General features: G+C 73.9%; 14 protein-coding genes and 1 pseudogene. 6 read left to right on the top strand and 9 right to left on the bottom strand.

Annotated elements, in window-relative coordinates; all coding sequences use genetic code 11:
• Positions 1 to 211 precede the first annotated feature (211 nt).
• The 3 genes and pseudogenes from V4Y03_RS30385 (at position 212) to V4Y03_RS30375 (ending at position 1,676) form a co-directional block, all read left to right on the top strand.
• Positions 212 to 769, top strand: a complete 558-nt coding sequence (locus V4Y03_RS30385; RefSeq protein WP_317878067.1) for a sigma-70 family RNA polymerase sigma factor — start codon at positions 212 to 214, stop codon at positions 767 to 769.
• Positions 745 to 945 (top strand): annotated as a pseudogene (locus tag V4Y03_RS30380) (hotdog domain-containing protein); the annotation flags it as partial. The gene V4Y03_RS30385 and the pseudogene V4Y03_RS30380, both read left to right, overlap by 25 nt.
• A gap of 224 nt (positions 946 to 1,169) precedes the next feature.
• Positions 1,170 to 1,676 (top strand): hypothetical protein, encoded by a 507-nt coding sequence (locus V4Y03_RS30375; protein WP_443079848.1) that lies wholly within the window; start codon positions 1,170 to 1,172, stop codon positions 1,674 to 1,676.
• A 13-nt stretch (positions 1,677 to 1,689) separates the two neighbouring features.
• On the opposite strand, the gene V4Y03_RS30370 is transcribed toward V4Y03_RS30375, so the two are convergent.
• The 5 genes from V4Y03_RS30370 to V4Y03_RS30350 all read right to left on the bottom strand — a co-directional run bounded on the left by V4Y03_RS30370 (position 1,690) and on the right by V4Y03_RS30350 (position 8,178).
• On the bottom strand, positions 1,690 to 2,886 hold the full coding sequence (locus V4Y03_RS30370) for a histidine kinase (RefSeq protein WP_332437030.1): 1,197 nt from the start codon (positions 2,884 to 2,886) through the stop codon (positions 1,690 to 1,692).
• Complete coding sequence (locus V4Y03_RS30365) at positions 2,883 to 4,670, bottom strand: sodium/solute symporter (RefSeq protein ID WP_332437029.1); 1,788 nt, start codon at positions 4,668 to 4,670, stop codon at positions 2,883 to 2,885. Before V4Y03_RS30365 ends, V4Y03_RS30370 begins: the two co-directional genes overlap by 4 nt.
• A gap of 10 nt (positions 4,671 to 4,680) precedes the next feature.
• Positions 4,681 to 5,094: a hypothetical protein gene (locus V4Y03_RS30360; RefSeq protein ID WP_317875485.1), complete on the bottom strand. Its 414-nt coding sequence runs from the start codon at positions 5,092 to 5,094 to the stop codon at positions 4,681 to 4,683.
• Positions 5,095 to 5,224: 130 nt separating this feature from the next.
• The gene (locus V4Y03_RS30355; RefSeq protein WP_317875486.1) at positions 5,225 to 5,983 is read right to left on the bottom strand and encodes a LytR/AlgR family response regulator transcription factor; all 759 of its coding nucleotides are present in this window, start codon (positions 5,981 to 5,983) and stop codon (positions 5,225 to 5,227) included.
• 56 nt (positions 5,984 to 6,039) lie between these two features.
• Complete coding sequence (locus V4Y03_RS30350; RefSeq protein WP_332437028.1) at positions 6,040 to 8,178, bottom strand: MMPL family transporter; 2,139 nt, start codon at positions 8,176 to 8,178, stop codon at positions 6,040 to 6,042.
• A gap of 80 nt (positions 8,179 to 8,258) precedes the next feature.
• On the opposite strand from V4Y03_RS30350, the gene V4Y03_RS30345 reads away from it, so the two are divergent.
• Entirely contained in the window at positions 8,259 to 8,741 is a 483-nt protein-coding gene (locus tag V4Y03_RS30345) for a MarR family winged helix-turn-helix transcriptional regulator (protein WP_332437027.1), read from the top strand.
• A gap of 7 nt (positions 8,742 to 8,748) precedes the next feature.
• Here V4Y03_RS30345 and V4Y03_RS30340 read toward each other — a convergent pair whose 3' ends face one another.
• The 4 genes from V4Y03_RS30340 to V4Y03_RS30325 all read right to left on the bottom strand — a co-directional run bounded on the left by V4Y03_RS30340 (position 8,749) and on the right by V4Y03_RS30325 (position 14,632).
• On the bottom strand, positions 8,749 to 9,621 hold the full coding sequence (locus tag V4Y03_RS30340) for an Fpg/Nei family DNA glycosylase (RefSeq protein WP_317875489.1): 873 nt from the start codon (positions 9,619 to 9,621) through the stop codon (positions 8,749 to 8,751).
• 167 nt (positions 9,622 to 9,788) lie between these two features.
• Positions 9,789 to 11,141, bottom strand: coding sequence for a wax ester/triacylglycerol synthase family O-acyltransferase (locus tag V4Y03_RS30335; protein WP_332437026.1), 1,353 nt, complete (start codon positions 11,139 to 11,141; stop codon positions 9,789 to 9,791).
• A 109-nt stretch (positions 11,142 to 11,250) separates the two neighbouring features.
• Complete coding sequence (locus V4Y03_RS30330; protein WP_317878403.1) at positions 11,251 to 13,341, bottom strand: SpoIIE family protein phosphatase; 2,091 nt, start codon at positions 13,339 to 13,341, stop codon at positions 11,251 to 11,253.
• 49 nt (positions 13,342 to 13,390) lie between these two features.
• Positions 13,391 to 14,632 carry a DUF6777 domain-containing protein gene (locus tag V4Y03_RS30325; RefSeq protein ID WP_332437025.1) on the bottom strand — a complete coding sequence of 414 codons (1,242 nt, stop codon included), beginning with the start codon at positions 14,630 to 14,632 and terminating at the stop codon, positions 13,391 to 13,393.
• Between the two features lie 355 nt (positions 14,633 to 14,987).
• On the opposite strand from V4Y03_RS30325, the gene V4Y03_RS30320 reads away from it, so the two are divergent.
• Both V4Y03_RS30320 and V4Y03_RS30315 read left to right on the top strand, forming a co-directional pair.
• The gene (locus V4Y03_RS30320) at positions 14,988 to 15,878 is read left to right on the top strand and encodes a YndJ family protein (protein ID WP_332437298.1); all 891 of its coding nucleotides are present in this window, start codon (positions 14,988 to 14,990) and stop codon (positions 15,876 to 15,878) included.
• Complete coding sequence (locus V4Y03_RS30315; RefSeq protein ID WP_332437024.1) at positions 15,875 to 16,426, top strand: DUF1990 family protein; 552 nt, start codon at positions 15,875 to 15,877, stop codon at positions 16,424 to 16,426. Before V4Y03_RS30320 ends, V4Y03_RS30315 begins: the two co-directional genes overlap by 4 nt.
• Positions 16,427 to 16,435 lie beyond the last annotated feature (9 nt).

Raw genomic sequence — 16,435 nt, 5'->3', positions numbered from 1 at the left:
TGATCTCGCGGGAAAGCCTCAGTCAAGGGTCAAGGCCGCAGAGGGCCATGAACCCCGCTGAAACGGACGCAGCGACTCCGGCTGACCGCTCGCCGTGCCATTCGTCGCTCGGTGCGACCGTTCGTCGCAGACCGATGTCCGTTCCCTGTCGCTCGCCTTCCGGATGCGCTCGTATACGCCCCGGACGACGAGCGCGGGAGAGGCGGGAAGCATGACGACGGCGACCACCGACGAACGGACCCTTGAGGAGCTCCAGCGGGACCACGGCCCCGCGCTGCTCTCCTTCCTGCTCGGGCTCACCTACGGGGACCGCCAGCGGGCCGAGGACCTCGCCCAGGAGACCCTGGTACGGGCCTGGCTCCACCCCGAGGCCTTCGACGGCCCCTACGGGTCGATGCGCCCCTGGCTCTTCACCGTGGCCCGTCGCCTCGCCATCGACGCCCGGCGCTCACGCCTCGCCCGGCCCGCCGAGATCGGCGACGGCGTCCTCGCCGTCACCCCCGACCCGGCCGACGCCACCGCCTCGGCCGAGGCCGCCCTCGACGTACGGGCGGCGGTCCGCGAGCTGAGCCCCGAGCACCGCGCGGTCCTCGTCCGGCTCTACTTCCACGGCCTCACCGTGAACGAGGCCGCCGTCGAACTCGGCATCCCCGCGGGCACGGTGAAGTCCCGCTCCCACTACGCGCTGCGCCAGCTCGGCCGGTCGCTGCCCGGCTACCGGCCGCACCGCGCACCCGTTGCCCGGCCCCGCGCGGGGGCCGCACGATGACCACCGTCCAGCAGTCCATCAGCTTCCAGCGGGCGGTCGTCGGCGCCGACGTCCTGGTGCGGGCCCGGCTCACCAAGGCGGGGAAGCGGATGGCCTTCGCCGACATCACCATGACGGCCGAGGGCACCGAGGAGACGGCCGCCCACGCCACCGCCGTGTACGCCCTGCTCGGCTGACGACCGGACGCCCGACGCGGTACGGGCCACGGACTGGATCGAGCAGCACACCCCTCAGGCCATCGGTACCCCTGCGTCTCATCCGCATCACCGGTACCGATCCGGCCGGGAAACGTATCCGAATCCACACGGGCGAGTTGAGCAAAGCGGGACACACGGGCGCCCTTCTCGGAGGAAGCTCTCCCCGGGTCCCGCACATCCGGGTCCCCGATCTCCGGGAGAAGGTGGGAACGTTGCTGCCCGAGAGCACGAACGGCGCCGGCGGCACGAGCGGCGGCGGTCTCGCCGTACCGATGGCCTGGCTGTGCGCCGAGTACCTGGCCGACGAGGTGCTGCGGGCCGCCGCACTCGTGGCGCCCGGCTCGCTGGAGTACCGGGCGGGTCTCCAGGCGCTCTCCCTCACCGTCCTCCTCTCGGAGGAGCCGGGAGGGCCGACGGGCGGCCGGGCCGACGGCCGGATCGACGAGTGGCTGCGCCATACGGCGTACGACCGGTCCTGGCCGCCCTGGGTCGAGGAGCGGCTCACCGCCCGGCGTACGGCCGGCGGCGGCGCCCCCGACCTGGCGCTGGCCGAGACCGCGTGGCGCAGCCTGCGGGACACCTGGGTGCGCGCCGCCGACCTCGATGGCAGGGCCGGTCCCGACTCCCCCGTCGACGAGGACGACCAGATCTGGCTGCCGGCCTGGAAGCTCGGCCTGCCGCTCGCACACCTCTCGCTGCACCTGCGCTGAGCCGCCGCCCCGTTCAGGGTGCCGAACGATGCACTCCTGGGCGGTACTTGGGAACGCGTACGGTCACCTTCATGCCCGCCCGGACGCCCGTCTCGATGACGAGCCCGTACTCCGCCCCGTACACCTGGCGCAGCCTCTCGTCCACGTTGGAGAGGCCGATGCCGGAGCCCGCCGGGTGCTCGCCGCGCAGGACCGCGCGCAGTAGTTCCGGGTCCATGCCGATGCCGTCGTCCTCGACGGTCACCACGGCCTCCGCGCCCGCGTCCCGGGCGGCGATGGTGACCCGGCAGCCCCGCTCCCGGTCCTGGAGGCCGTGCTTCACCGCGTTCTCCACCAGGGGCTGGAGGCAGAGGAAGGGCAGGGTCACCGGCAGCACCTCGGGGGCGATCTGGAGGGTCACCTTGAGCCGGTCTCCGAAGCGGGCCCCCGCCAGGGCCAAGTACTGCTCGACGGACCGCAGTTCGTCGGCCAGCTGGGCGAACTCGCCGTGCCTGCGGAAGGAGTAGCGGGTGAAGTCGGCGAATTCGAGCAGGAGTTCCCGGGCCTGCTCCGGGTCGGTGCGGACGAACGAGGCTATGGCCGCGAGGGAGTTGAAGATGAAGTGCGGGGAGATCTGGGCGCGCAGCGCACGGATCTCGGCCTCCACGATCCGGGTCCGCGAGCGGTCGAGCTCGGCCAGTTCCAGCTGTACGGAGGCCCAGCGGGCGACTTCGGTGGCGGCCCGCACCAGGACGGCGGACTCCCGCGAGCCGTAGGCGACCAGCGCGCCGAGCACCCCGTCCTCCCCGGTGAGCGGGGCGATCACCGCCCACCGCAGCGGGCACGCCGGATCGGCGCAGCCGGTGGGCGCGGACCGGCTGCGGCCCGACTCCAGGGTGTCGGCCGCCTGGTGAGGGACGTGCGCCCGGTGGTGTTCCTCGCCCGGTCCGTCCCAGGCGAGGACCGCACCCCGGTCGGTGAGGCAGAGCGCCTCGGTGCCGAGGAGCGAGCGGAGGGTCCCCGCCGCCTTGCGGGCGGTCTCCTCGGTGAGTCCGGCCCGGAGCGGCGGGGCCGCGAGCGAGGCGGTGTGCAGGGTGTGGAAGGTGGCCCGCTCGACGGGCGTGCCGAGGTCGGGGTCGGCGGCGGGCCCGCCGCGCCGGGCCGCGTACCGGCCGAGGACGAAACCGGCGGCGAGCAGTACGGCCGCGGCGGCGAGGGCGATGCCGCTCATCGGTGCACCTCCGGGGGTCCGCCCGTGGCGGGGGCGCGTGGGTTCTGGGCGGGCGGGAAGCCCGCGGCCTCGCCCGTCAGCCCGGTGATCTCCTCCGGCAGGTGGAGGCGTGCGAGGAGGGCCGGTGTGCCCGGCGGGATCCGGCGGGGGGTGGCGAGCGAGACGAGGACCATGGTGAGGAAGCCGAGCGGCACCGACCAGACGGCCGGCCAGGCCATCAGCGTGTGCGGCCACCCCTCGGGCGCGAGCCCTGCCCGGGTCGCCATCACCGCCGCGAGGGCGGAGCCGCCGCCGAGCAGAAGTCCGGCCATGGCGCCGGGCGGGGTCAGCCGCCGCCACCAGATGCCGAGGACGAGCAACGGGCAGAAGGAGGAGGCGGAGACGGCGAAGGCGAGGCCGACGGCGTCGGCGACCGGCACCTTCGAGGCGGCCACGCCGACGGCGAGCGGGACGGCGGTGGCGAGGAGGGTCGCGAGGCGGAAGTGCCGTACGCCCCGGGAGGGCAGCACGTCCTGGGTGAGGACTCCGGCGACGGACATGGTGAGCCCGGAGGCGGTGGAGAGGAAGGCGGCGAAGGCGCCGCCCGCGAGGAGCGCGCCGAGCAGGTCCCCCGGGAGGCCGCCGAGGATGCGGTCGGGGAGCACGAGCACGGCGGCGTCGGCGGAGCCGGTGAGGGCGAGTTCGGGGGCGTAGATCCGGCCGAGGGCGCCGTAGAGCGGGGGCAGCAGGTAGAAGGCGCCGACGAGGCCGAGGACGACGAGGGTGGTGCGGCGGGCGGCGCGGCCGTGCGGGCTGGTGTAGAAGCGGACGGCGACGTGCGGCAGGCCCATGGTGCCGAGGAAGGTCGCCAGGATGAGCCCGTAGGTGGCGTACAGCTGGTGGCCGTCGCGTCCGCCGGCCAGCGGCTGGGACCAGCCGAGCGGATCGGTGCCGCTCACGGCCCGCTCGGGGAGCGCCGTGCCCGGGGCGAAGGCGAGCGAGGTGCCGGCGAGGACGTGGTGGGTCCCGGGCGCGAGCGTCAGGGTCCGGTGCTCGTACGGGACGGAGTCGACGCTGCCGGTGACGGTGAGGGTGAGCGGCTCGTCCAGCCCGATCCGTACGGTGTCGGCGACCGTGACGACGGTGTGGCCGCGCAGCACGGCCGGGGCGTCGAAGCGGGCCCTGGGTGCCCCGTCGCCGTACCAGGCGGCGAGCAGGAAGAGGGCGGGGACGAGCAGGGCGGTGAGCTTCAGCCAGTACTGGAAGGCCTGGACGAAGGTGATGCTCCGCATCCCTCCGGCGGCGACCGTGCCGGTGACGACGAGCGCCACGAGCAGCCCGCCGACCCAGTCGGGGGCTCCGGTGAGGATCTCCAGGGTGAGCCCGGCGCCCTGGAGCTGAGGCAGCAGGTACAGCCAGCCGATGCCGACGACGAAGAGGCTGGCGAGCCGGCGGGCCTGCGGGGATTCGAGGCGGGCCTCGGCGAAGTCGGAGAGGGTGTACGCCCCCGAGCGGCGCAGCGGGGCGGCGACGAGGACGAGGAGCACGAGGTATCCGGCGGTGTAGCCGACCGGGTACCAGAGCATGGCGGGGCCCTGGACGAGGACGAGTCCGGCGATGCCGAGGAAGGAGGCGGCGGACAGGTACTCGCCGCTGATCGCGGCGGCGTTGAGCGCGGGCCGGACGGTGCGGGAGGCCACGTAGAAGTCGGAGGTGGTGCGGGAGACGCGCAGGCCGAGGGCGCCGATGAGGACGGTGGCGAGGACGACGGCGGTGACGGCCGCGACGGCGTAGGTCTGGTTCACGGAGGGGGTTTCAGCGTTCGACGAGGCGGGTGAAGTCGCGCTCGTTGCGTTCGGCCCGGCGCACGTACCAGTGGGCGATGGCCCAGACGACCGGGTACACCCCGACGCCGAGGACGATCCAGACGATCGCCTCGGGGGCGGGGACGGCGAGGACCAGCGGCAGGGAGCCGACGAGCAGGGCGAGAGCGCCGAGAGCGGTGAGGGCGGCGCGCAGCTGGCTGCGCATCAGGGAGCGGACATAGGTGTGGCCGAGGGTGGTCTGCTCGTCGATCTCGGAGCGGGCGGGCGGGTGGACCGGGCGTCGCCGCGCGGGGCTCGGCCCCGCGCCGGTGCCGTGGGCGGAGGCGTAGGTGACGGTCTCGCGGCGGGGCCTGCGCTGGGGGTCCCCCCGGCCGAAGGCCGGGTGAGGGTGCTGCTCGGGCATCGGCGTCCGCTTCCCTCGGCGGTGGCGGCCCTCGGCCGTTTCCGGAAAGTCCCTCCTGGCCTCGGGCCCGGGACGCGTGGAGTCTACGCAGGTGGGAGCACCCGCGGTAGGGGGCGGACCGGAGCCGTGCTCAGCCCCCGGCGCGGCGCATCAGGAGGTCCCGCAGCGGGCGGGCGTGCCGGCGGCTGACCGCCAGATCGGTGTCGCCGACCCGTACGGAGGTGGCGCCGCCGTCGAGCCGGAGTTCGTCGATCCGGCCGAGGGCCACGAGGTGGCTGCGGTGGATGCGGACGAAGCCGCGGGCGGCCCAGCGCTCTTCGAGGGTGGAGAGCGGGATGCGGACGAGATGGCTGCCGTGGTCGGTGTGGAGGCGGGCGTAGTCGCCGTGGGCCTCTACGTAGGCGATGTCGTCGACGGACACGAAGCGGGTGATCCCGCCGAGTTCGACGGGGATCTGCTCGGAAGCGGCGGGCGCGGCCGGGGCGGGGAGTGCGGTGGCGTGCACGAGGTCGTGGACACGGCGGACGGCTTCGGCGAGGCGTTCGCGGCGGACGGGCTTGAGGACGTAGTCGACCGCCTTCAGGTCGAAGGCCTGGAGCGCGAAGCCCTCGTGGGCGGTGACGAAGACGACGAGCGGCGGCCGGGCGAAGCCCGCGAGCAACCGGGCCACGTCGAGTCCGGTGAGGCCGGGCATGTGGATGTCGAGGAAGACGACGTCGATCGCCTGGTCGCCCTCGGGTCCGGTCTCCAGCGCGCGTCCGATCCTTCGCAGGGCGGCGGTGGCGTCGCCCGCGCCTTCGGCGGTACGGACGCGGGGGTCGGCGCGCAGCAGGTAGAGCAGCTCTCCGAGGGCGGGTTCCTCGTCGTCGACGGCCAGTACGCGCAGCATGCGCCGCAGTCTATTTGAGCCGGATCGGTCGAGTGTTGTCGCGGTTTCGGGTGTTCCTAGCCGGTGCGGCTCTCTTCCGAGTCCGCGGTCTTCGTACCGGTCGCGGTCGAGTCCGGGTTCTCGTGGGGGGCCTCGTGTGCGAGTCGGCCGGGCCACCAGACCGTAGGGCCGATGTCGCGTACCAGAGCGGGTACCAGGAGCGACCGCACCACGATCGTGTCGAGGAGTACGCCGAAGGCGACGATGAACGCGATCTGGGCCAGGAAGGCGAGCGGAATGACGATGAGGGCCGCGAAGGTCGCGGCGAGGACGACTCCCGCCGACGTGATCACACCGCCGGTGGCGATGAGGCCGCGCAGCATGCCCTGCCGGGTCCCCAGCCGCAGGGTCTCCTCGCGTACGCGGGACATGAGGAAGATGTTGTAGTCGACCCCGAGGGCCACGAGGAAGACGAATCCGTACAGAGGTACGGAGGCGTCCGTTCCGGAGAAGCCGAAGCCGTACTCGAAGACCAGTCCCGCGATGCCGAGCGTCGCCAGGTAGTTCAGGCCGACGGTGGCGACCAGGAGAACGGGCAGGAGCAGGGATCGGAGGAGGACGATCAGGATGACGAGGATGATGGACAGGACGACGGGAATGATCAGGTTCTTGTCGTGTTCCGCGGTGCGCTGCGTGTCGTACTGCTGCGCCGTGTAGCCGCCCACCAGGGTGCTCGCTTCGGCGGTGTGCACGCGTTCGCGCAGGTTCTGGACGGTCCGCTTGGCCGCGTCGCTGTCGGGGGCGTCGGCCAGCGTGGCGTCGAGGCGGACTCTGCCGTCGACGACCAGGGGCTGCCCGCCGGGGGTGCCGGTGGTCACCCGCACGTCGGCCACTCCGGGTGTCGCGATGGCCGCTTCGCGCACCGCGGCCTGGGATTCGGCCTCGGCGATGATGACCACGGGCTGGCCTGAGCCGCCGGGGAAGTGCCGGCCCAGCGTCTGCTGAGCGGCGACGGACGGAGCGTCGTTGACGAACAGTTCGTCGAGAGGGACGCCCTTCGACTGGAGGGCGGGGAAGAACGCCGCGCCGGCCAGCAGGATCCCGGTGGTGATGATCCACAGCGGTCGGGGGCGCGTGTCCACCCAGTGGGCGACGCGCCGCCAGATGCCGTGACCGCCCGTTTCGGCGTCGGCCGATCTCGGCTGCGCCGGCCAGAAGGCGGCCTTGCCCGTCAGGGCGAGGACGGCGGGGAGGAACGTGAGAGTCGTCAGTACGGCGCAGACGACGCCGATCGCGCCGACCGGTCCGAGGGCCCTGTTGTTGGTCAGGTCGCTGAGGAGCAGGGCCAGGAGGCCGAGGGCGACGGTCGCGGCGCTGGCGGTGATGGCACCGAAGGATCCCCTGGTGGCGGCCCGGGCAGCGGTGAAGCGGTCACCTCCGGCGGCGGTCTCTTCGCGGAAGCGGGCGGTGAGGAGGAGTGCGTAGTCGGTGGCCGCGCCGATCACCAGGATGGACAGAATGCCCTGGACCTGGCCGTCGACCCGGACGATGCCGTGGTCGGCGAGGACGTACACGATCGCACTGGCGACCCCGAGTGCGAAGACGGCGCTGATGATGATCAGGAAGGGGAGCAGGACACTGCGGTAGACGAGCAGCAGGATGAGCAGGACGGCGGCGAGCGCCACCCCGAGCAGAAGTCCGTCGATTCCCGCGAACGCTTCTTTCAGATCCCCCTGGGTCGCCGCCGGCCCGGCGAGCTGGGCACGCGTCTCCGGCACCCCGGCCGCCGCGCGCTCGACCTCGTCCAGAACCTCACCGAGCCGTTCCCCGAGGTCGGGCGAGAGGGGCACGACGCCCTGCAGAGCCTTTCCGTCCTCGGAGCGGAAGGCCGGAGAGGGCGCCCCTTCGACACCTTCGGCCCGCGCCAGCGAACGCAGCGCGGCAGTGGCCGCCTTCTGCTGGGCTTCCGAGACGTCGGCGCCCCCGTCCGCTGTCCAGACGACGACGGCGGGGAGGGTTTCCTGCTGGTTGAAGGCCTTCTGCTGGGCGATGACGCGGGTGGACTCGGCGTTCTGGGGCAGGAAGGCCGCCTGGTCGTTCGTGGAGACCTCGCCGAGCTTGCCCGCGTAGGAGCCGAAGGCGCCTCCCAGGCCGAGCCAGACAACCAAGAGTACGAGGGGGACCAGCCATCGGACCGGTCGGCGCGCGCTATTCATCGACTCCCTAACGGGGCGGGCCGGCAGAGGTATCTCAAGGAGAGAGTATCTCAATGATCAAGCAATATTATGCTTGACGTATGCAGTCACCTTCACCGGACGCCGCCGGCGGGCCCAGCGACCTGTTCGCGTACGCCGTCCTGCTCCGCACGCTCAACCGTGAGCTGAACCGGAGCACGCTGGACTTCGCCCACAGGAGCGGTCTCCACGCGACGGACATCCACGCACTGTCCGTGATCATGGATTCCGCCGCCGACTCGGACGAGCCCGCCACCCCCACGCGCCTGAAGGAAGAGCTGCGTCTGACATCCGGGGCCGTCACGGCATGCCTCGACCGGCTGGAACGCTCAGGGCACATCAGCCGCGTACGCGACAGCGCGGACCGCAGAGTCGTTCACCTCGTCTACAACTCCGAGGCCCGCGAACTGGCCCGCGAGTACTTCAGCCCACTGGCGCGAGCCACCGAGACCGCACGCGGCCGGTTCACGCCCGCGGAGCTCGCGACGATCGCCTCCTTCCTGCGCACGCTCAACACCGAACTCGCCGCGGCGCACGAGGTGTAGGCCCCGGCTACTTGAGAAGGCGGGAAAGCCTTCTGTCGGCGAGGATCTTCCCGCCGGTCTGGCAGGTGGGGCAGTACTGGAGGGAGGAGTCACTGAAGGAGACCTCGCGGATGGTGTCCCCGCAGACCGGGCAGGGTTCGCCGGTGCGGCCGTGGACGCGCAGGCCGCTCTTCTTCTCGGCCTTGAGCCTGCCCGCGGCGAGGCCGTGGGAGCGTTCGACGGCGTCATGGAGGGTGGTCCTCATCGCGGTGTAGAGGGCGGCCGTCTCCGCCGGGGTGAGGTGCGCGGTCGGTTTGAAGGGGGAGGTCTTCGCGGCGTGCAGGATCTCGTCGCTGTACGCGTTGCCGATACCGGCGATGAGGCTCTGGTCGCGCAGGGCGCCCTTGATCTGGCGGCGTTCCCCGTCGAGCAGGGCGGCGAACTCCTCGGGCCCGAAGTCCTCGGCGAGCGGGTCGGGGCCGAGACGGGCCACGCCCGGCACCTCCTGCGGATCGCGCACCACGTACACGGCGAGGCGCTTCGTGGTGCCCGCCTCGGTGAGGTCGAAGCCGTCGCCACCGGTGAGCGCGGTGCGCAGGGCGAGCGGGCCCTTGCCCGGCTTGGGCGGTCCGGAGGGCAGCGGGTCCTGCCAGCGGAGCCAGCCCGCGCGGGCGAGGTGGACGAGGATGTGAAGCTCGCCCGCGGGTCCGGTGGTGACGAGGTCGAGGAACTTCCCGTGCCGCCCGACGCCGGTGACCTCGGCGCCCTCGACGGCGCTCAGGGGCGGGTCGTAGGTCTTGAGGACGCTGATCGCGACGGGCAGCACACGGGCGATCTCCTTGCCCACCAGGTGGGTGTCGAGGAACGCGCGCAGCGCTTCCACCTCGGGGAGTTCGGGCATGCCTCCACCCTGCCGCACGGGCGGCGGGGCCGCGCGGCAGGCACGTCGGCGGGTCGGGTGGGGTCACTCGCGCGTCGGCGGGTCGCGTGGCCGACCGCGTCGCCGGTTCGGGTCGGGTGGCCTGCGGGTCGCGTCGGCGGTTCGGGCGAGCGGTTCGACGACGGGCCCTAGTTCGCCGGTGGGTCGAGCAGGTCGAGTTCGGCCGTGAGGGCCTCGGCCAGCGCGTCGAGGTCGGGGACGGCCTCGCCGTCGGCGACGAGGCCGATGTGGACCCGGCCGTCGTACGGGGACATCGCGACGGCCAGCGACTGGCCCCGGGCCAGCGGGGCCATGGGGAACAGCGCGCGGAGCGGGGCGCCGCCGAGGGAGAGCGCGGAGCGGGGCAGCGGGACCTGGGTGACGAGGAGGTCGAAGAGGAGCCAGGCGGCGCCGGAGGCGAGCGGCGCGCCGAAGCGGTGGGCCAGCGGGGGCAGTCGGTCGGCCAGGAGGGCGACGGCTCCGGCGCCCCGGAAGGGGCCAGCGGCCTTGTTGCGGTCCATGGCCGTACGGACGGCGGCGAGCCGGGCGGTCGGGTCGGGTTCGGTGACGGGCAGGTCGACGAGGTAGCCGGAGAGGCTGTTTCCGGGGCCGGGCGGGGTGCCGGGGCGGCGCCGCGAGACGGGGACGAGGGCGCGCGGGTCGGCGCCGGGGAAAGGCAGTCCGCGCCCGTCGAACCAGCGGCGTAGGGCTCCGGCGACGACGGCGAGGAGGACGTCGTTGGCGGTTCCGCCGGTGGTGCGGCGGACGCGGTGGACGCGGTCGAGGGGCAGTGTGACGGTGGCGATCCGGCGGGTTCCGCTGGACTCGGCGGCGAGGGCGGGGCGCCCGTCGAGCCGTCCGGCGCGGACGACGGAGGCGCCGACGACCGAGGCACCGACCTCGACGGCCCGGCCGAGGTCGCCGATCCGGTCGCGGGCCATGCCGAGGAGCCGTCCGGGGCCGGGGAGCCAGGAGCGCGGCGGGACCGGCCGCTGACGGTTCGCGGGGCGGCGGCCCACGGCGATCTCGTCGAAGATCCCGGCGCCGATGGCGACGGCCCGCATGCCGTCGGCGAGGGCGTGGTGGAGCTTGACGAGGACGGCGAAGGAGCCGTCGGGGGCGCCGCTCAGCAGGTACATCTCCCAGGGCGGCAGACCTCGGGCGACGGGGCGTTCCATGAGTTCGGCGGCGAGCCGGGCGGTCTCGGCCGGGAAGTCGGCGCCGGGGACGGCGATCTCGTGGACGTGGTGGCGTACGTCGAAGTCCGGGTCTGCGGTCCAGGCGGAGCCGCCGACCGGGAGCAGGACGTCGCGGACGCGCATGCGGAGCCGGGGGACGGCGGCGGCGCGCCGGGCGAGCAGGCTCAGGACGTCGGCCGGCTCGTGCCCGGTGGTCACGGGCAGGGGTCCGAAGTGGGCGAGGGCCCCGAGGTGGAGGGGGTGGGATGGGGATTCCAGGTGCCAGAAGGCCAGGTCCAGGGGTGCCAGTAGCTCACTGCTCACGGTGTCCTCTTGTCCTGAGCTTGTCCTGCGCGGAGAGCCGGGTGAGCGAAGTCAATCGCGTACCGTCAGTTACGGTCAAGTACGATCAGTTCACACTCGGTTAACAGCTTCAGTGCTCCACGGTGAACTCGCACCACACACACTTGCCGCCACCCCTCGACTCCACGCCCCACTCGTCGGAGAGCTGGTCGACGAGCAGCAGGCCCCGGCCGGACACCCCGGCCTCCCCCGCCTCCCGGCGCCGGGGCAGGGCGCTGGAGCGGTCCTCCACCTCCACCCGGAGCCGCCGTCCGGGCCCGCCCAGGGCCCGCAGGGTCACGATCGCCCCGCCGTCGGTGTGCATCAGGGCGTTGGTCATCAGCTCGTCGGCGACCAGTTCGATCTCGTCGGCGCGCTCCCCGGCGCCCCAGGACCGTACGGCCGCCCGGATCATGTGCCGGGCCGAGCTGAGCGCCTCGGGGTCGCTCTGCGCCACGTGCTGCTGGAACCGGCCCGCGCCCTGGCCCCCGGGCGCGCCCTGGCGACGCAGGAGGAGGATCGCGACATCGTCCTCCCCGCCCCGGTCGGCGACCACGTCGCAGAGGAGGTCGGCGAGTTCCTGGAGGTCGGCGGGGCCGCGCCGGACGAGGGCGGAGAGCCACTGGAGGCCCTCGTCGAGGTCGGAGCCCGGCTTCTCCACCAGACCGTCGGTGTAGAGCATCAGGGTCTGGCCGGGGTCCAGTTCCAGGGTCGTCACGGGGTAGTCGAGCCGGCCGAACTCGGCGGAGAGCCCGAGCGGCAGCCCGCCCTCCACCGGGACGCGCCGGCAGCTGCCGTCCGCCTCCCTGATCAGGGGGTCGACATGGCCGGCGCGGACCACCTGGACGACTCCGGTGCCGAGGTCGGCCTCCGCGTAGGTGCAGGTGGCGAAGCGTTCGGTGTCGAGTTCGTGGAGGAAGACGGAGGCGCGCGCCATCACGGTGGCGGGGGTGTGCCCCTCGGCGGCGTAGGCCCGCAGCACGATCCGCAGCTGTCCCATGACGGCCGCGGCGTGGGTGTCGTGCCCCTGTACGTCCCCGATGACGGCGCCGACCCGCCCGCCGGGCAGCGGGATGATGTCGTACCAGTCGCCGCCGATGTCACGGCCGAGGCGGGCCGAGCGGTAGCGGACGGCGGTCCGCGCGCCGGGCACCTCGGGGATGCGGCGCGGCAGCATCGCCTGCTGGAGCCCCTCGGCGAGGTCGTGCTCCTGCTCGTACAGCATGGCGCGCTGGAGGCTCTGGGCGATGCTGCTGCCGAGGGCGACGAGCAGGGTCCGCTCGTCCTCGCTGAACCCCGTCCTGTCGCTGTAGAGCAGCCCGAGCGCCCCGATGGGCCGGGCCTGGGCGACCAGCGGCAGATAGGCGGCGGCGGTGATGCCGAGTCCGCTGATGTGCGGCCAGAGCACGGGGAAGGAGTCGGCGAAGTCCCGCGGCGAGTCGATGAACCGGGGGCGCAGGGTACGGATCACCTCACTCATCGGGTACGGCTCGTCCACCCGGGTGAATCGGGTGCCCGGCACGAAGGCGCCCTCGGGACCCTCGGCGACCAGATGGATCCGGCCGGCGTCGAGGAGACCCACGACGAGGCTCGCGGCGCCGAAGTGTTCGAGGGCGTGCGAGTCGTTGAGCAGGTCGATGACGTCCTGCACGGTCCGCGCGTACGCGAGGGCGGCCGTGGTGCCCTCGACGACCCCGGCGCGCCTGCGGCGCCCCTCGTCGAGGCCGAGCCGGGCGGCGGACTCGGTGAGTTCGTGCGTGGCGTCGCGGACGACGCCGATGATGCGCACCGGGCGGCCGGTGTCGTCGCGGTGGACGATCCCCTGGGTGTGGGTCCACTGGTGTCCGCCGTCTCTGCGCCGGATGCGGAAGTACGCGCCGTACTGCTCGCTGCCGTCCTTGAGCGCCTGGGCGACCAGGGTGTCGAGACGGCGGCCCTCGTCGGGCAGCACCCGTGAGCCGAGAGTCTCGGGCCGGCCGTCGTAGTCCGCGCGGTCCATGTCGAAGACGTCGAGCGAGGCGTCGTCCATGACCATCGTGCCGGCGACCAGGTCCCAGTCGAAGCCGCCCATACGGAAGGCGGAGCCGTACGCGGACAGGATTCCGGCCGCGCCGGGCACCGGCCCCAGCCGCACCCGCGCCGGCCGCCCGGTCGACTCGCCGCCCCCGCTGCCCACGTTCATGGGGCCACGCTAGGCGGAGCCCCGCCCGCGCGCACCATGAAGATCCGTTTCACCCCTCGAAGGTCTCGGGCCGGTCCGGGACCGGGCCCGCCGGGAAGAGCTGCTCGGGCGGCAGCTCGCCTTCGGGCACGGTGGGCGGCACGGAGAAGGGGTCGGGGAAGGGTTCCGTACGGGGGTCGGCGTACGGGTCGGCATAGGGGTCCGCGTAGGGGTCGTGGCTCCCGTCGGGGTTCCGGTCGGGGTTCCCGTCCGGGATCGGCGGGGTGTCGGGGACGGGGTGGGGGTTCGGGTCCGGGTTCGTGGGGGCGGGCTCGGTGCCGGTGCCACCGGTTCCGGAGGCGTCGGGGCCGACCGGGAGGGGGGCCGAGGGGTCGGACGGCACGGGCGCGGGCGGGACCGGGGAGGCGGGGGCCGGGGAGGTACGACGATCCGGGGCGCCGGTGTCGGGAGCTCCGGTGTCGGGCGTGGCCGGGGCGGGAGTGCCGGTCCCGGTGAGGGCGCAGGCGTCGGGGTCGCAGGCCGGAGCCACGGCGGGTGCGCGGTCCTCGCGGCCGTCGCTGCCGGTCCGCCGTTCGATCCAGCTGCGGTCGGTGGCGTTCACGATGACCAGGCTGGTGACGACGGTGGTCGTGGGCCGGACGACGATCACACGGTCGGGGTCGAACTCGTCCCAGGGCTCGCCCCGGTGGACGCCGGACGGGGTCGCCTCCGGGGTGCGCAGGGGGTTGCCGCAGGCGCAGCGGACGCGCGGCGACCCGTACTGGTCGACGAGGACGGCCGTACCGGACTGCAGGACGGACTGGAAGGCCGTGGCGCGGCCCTCGCGGTAGCCGTGGTTGGTGACCCTGACGTCCGCGCGCAGGACCACCGGGGTCAGCCCGCGCAGCCAGCCGGCGACCTTGCTCTCGGGGATGCCGGCGGCCTCCGCGAAGGCACGGGTCTTGCCCGGGTCGGTACCGAGGAAGGCGACCTGCCGTTCGACGTCGCAGCTGCCGACCGACCGGGTGCCCCCGTAGAGGCCCGGGGTGGAGCCGATGACCTCGCGGACCTGCTCGGCCGGGGCGCTGGGGTCCCGCCCGGGGGACGGCGGCCGTACGGCGTTGCGGACGGTGGAAGCGGTGAAGGGGTCGGGGCCCTGGGCCGCGAGCGGCTGGAGGAACACGTCCTCACCGCCGCCCGCCGCGGCGGGCGCAGCCCCGCCGCGCGAGCCCTCCCAGACGGAGGAGCAACCGGCGAGCAGCAGGGCGGCGGCGAGGGCGGCGGCGGAGCGCGCGGCGGTACGGGTGGACACGGCGGCGGGCGTGGCGGCGGGAGCGCGCGTCGGCGCCTCCCCGCGCGTCTGTCCTTCGGCGCGCGTCTGTGCCGCGGCGGCGGTGGGGTTTCGCCGCGTCCGGCGGAGGGCTGAGCGCACCTGGTGTCTCCCGCTTTCTCGTCCGGGGTCCGGCGCCCGGGTTCCGGCCGGCCCTCCGGCCAGTCCCTCCAGCCGGTCCCTCATGTCTGTCGCAGCACGCGGGGCACCGCAAGCGGAGGGCGGCCGACCGGGTAGGCGACCGGAGACAAGGGACTTGAACACGTTCAAGAAAGCCTCTACGCTCGAAATCGCCAAGTTGAACGCGTTCAAGCGGGGGGAGGGGCACATGACCGCACTGTCGGTCCTCGTCGCCTCGGTGGTCACGATCGGCATGTTCTGGGTGGTCCCGACGGGGCTCGCGCTCCTGGACGGCCCCCGGCCACCGGGCGGGGACCTGCTGCGGCGGGCCTGGCCGCTGTTCGCCGTCCCCGGCGCCGCGGCCCTGTGGCTGCCCCGCTCCGGGCTCTCGACCGCGCTCGCCGCCGTCTACGCCCTCGCCACCCTCGCGCTCGCGCTCCAGGCCCCGGCGAGGCTCTTCCTCACCCGCTCGCTGCGCCCGGCGGAGACGGCCGTGCTCACGGCCCTCGTCGCGCCCTCCGTCGCCGGTCTCGCGCTCGTCGCCGAGCGGGCCTCGTACCCGCTGTTCGGCTTCGACCTGGACCTCCTCACGCTGACCGTCCCGCACTTCCACTTCGCGGGGTTCGCCGCCGCCCTGGTCGCCGGGCTGCTCTGCCGCCTCGACGACGGTCCCGCAGCCCGCTTCGCCGCGCTCAGCGTCCCCGCCGGGACACTGCTCGTCCTGCTCGGCTACTTCGTCGACGACTGGGCCGAGCTCGCCGGGGCGGTCGTCCTCACCGCCGGAATGACCACGGTCGCCGTCCTGACCCTGCGCGAACGCCGGGCCGTGGGCACCGACCGGATCACCCGCGGACTGCTCGCCGTCTCGGCCGCGGTCCTCTTCGTCACGATGCTCCTGGCGCTGAGCTGGGCGCTCGGCGAGGCGACCGGCCTGCCGCACCTCAGCCTGACCTGGACGGCGGCGACCCACGGCCTGGGCAACGCCCTCGGCTTCACCGTCTGCGCCCTCCTCGCCCACCGCCGCCTCGCCGCGGAGCGCGAAGCCCCCACCGACGCCTCCCCGAGCCCCTCCCCCACGACCCACCCGCGAACGGAGCTTCCGGCATGACCCGCTTCCTCAGCAGCCTCTCCCGGCCCGCGCGCCCCCGTCCGTCCCTCAGCTACCGCGAGGTCGGGGCCACCGGGACCCCCGACCACCTCCCCGAGGGCTATCACCACCTCCGGCACAGCGCGGTCGTCGGCCACGGCCGGGCCGCCTTCGAGGCCGCCGGCGAGGCCGTCACCACCTGGCGGATGCACCGCGCCTCGGGGGCCGCCGTCCGCGCCGGGGCCGACCGCGCGGCCCCCGGCGTGACCCTGGAGGTGTCGGTGGGCCTCGGCGGGCTCAGGCTCGGCGTCCCCTGCTCGGTGATCTGGACGGCGTACGAGGAGCGGCGCACCGGCTTCGCCTACGGCACCCTCACGGGCCACCCGGAGTGCGGCGAGGAGTCCTTCGTCGTCGGCCTCGAACCCGACGGCACCGTCCGGTTCACGGTCACCGCGTTCAGCCGCCCCGCCACCTGGTACACCCGGCTGGCCGGGCCCGTGGTCCCGGTGCTCCAGCGCGCCTACGCCCGCCGTCTCGGCCGTACCCTCCGGCGTCTCGTCAGGGGCTGATCCCGGGCC

The sequence above is a fragment of the Streptomyces sp. P9-A4 genome, assembly GCF_036634195.1.
GTDB lineage: Bacteria > Actinomycetota > Actinomycetes > Streptomycetales > Streptomycetaceae > Streptomyces.
The sequence above is the reverse complement of the archived record's forward strand: the minus strand, read 5'-3'. Positions and strand labels throughout refer to the sequence as shown.

Bases quoted from the DNA above. Each gene is read 5' to 3' on its own strand.
- V4Y03_RS30385 (WP_317878067.1), top strand. From the start codon at position 212: ATGACGACGGCGACCACCGACGAACGGACCCTTGAGGAGCTCCAGCGG.
- V4Y03_RS30370 (WP_332437030.1), bottom strand. From the start codon at position 2,886: ATGAGCGGCATCGCCCTCGCCGCCGCGGCCGTACTGCTCGCCGCCGGT.
- V4Y03_RS30360 (WP_317875485.1), bottom strand. From the start codon at position 5,094: ATGCCCGAGCAGCACCCTCACCCGGCCTTCGGCCGGGGGGACCCCCAG.
- V4Y03_RS30355 (WP_317875486.1), bottom strand. From the start codon at position 5,983: ATGCTGCGCGTACTGGCCGTCGACGACGAGGAACCCGCCCTCGGAGAG.
- V4Y03_RS30350 (WP_332437028.1), bottom strand. From the start codon at position 8,178: ATGAATAGCGCGCGCCGACCGGTCCGATGGCTGGTCCCCCTCGTACTC.
- V4Y03_RS30345 (WP_332437027.1), top strand. From the start codon at position 8,259: ATGCAGTCACCTTCACCGGACGCCGCCGGCGGGCCCAGCGACCTGTTC.
- V4Y03_RS30340 (WP_317875489.1), bottom strand. From the start codon at position 9,621: ATGCCCGAACTCCCCGAGGTGGAAGCGCTGCGCGCGTTCCTCGACACC.
- V4Y03_RS30330 (WP_317878403.1), bottom strand. From the start codon at position 13,341: ATGAACGTGGGCAGCGGGGGCGGCGAGTCGACCGGGCGGCCGGCGCGG.
- V4Y03_RS30315 (WP_332437024.1), top strand. From the start codon at position 15,875: ATGACCCGCTTCCTCAGCAGCCTCTCCCGGCCCGCGCGCCCCCGTCCG.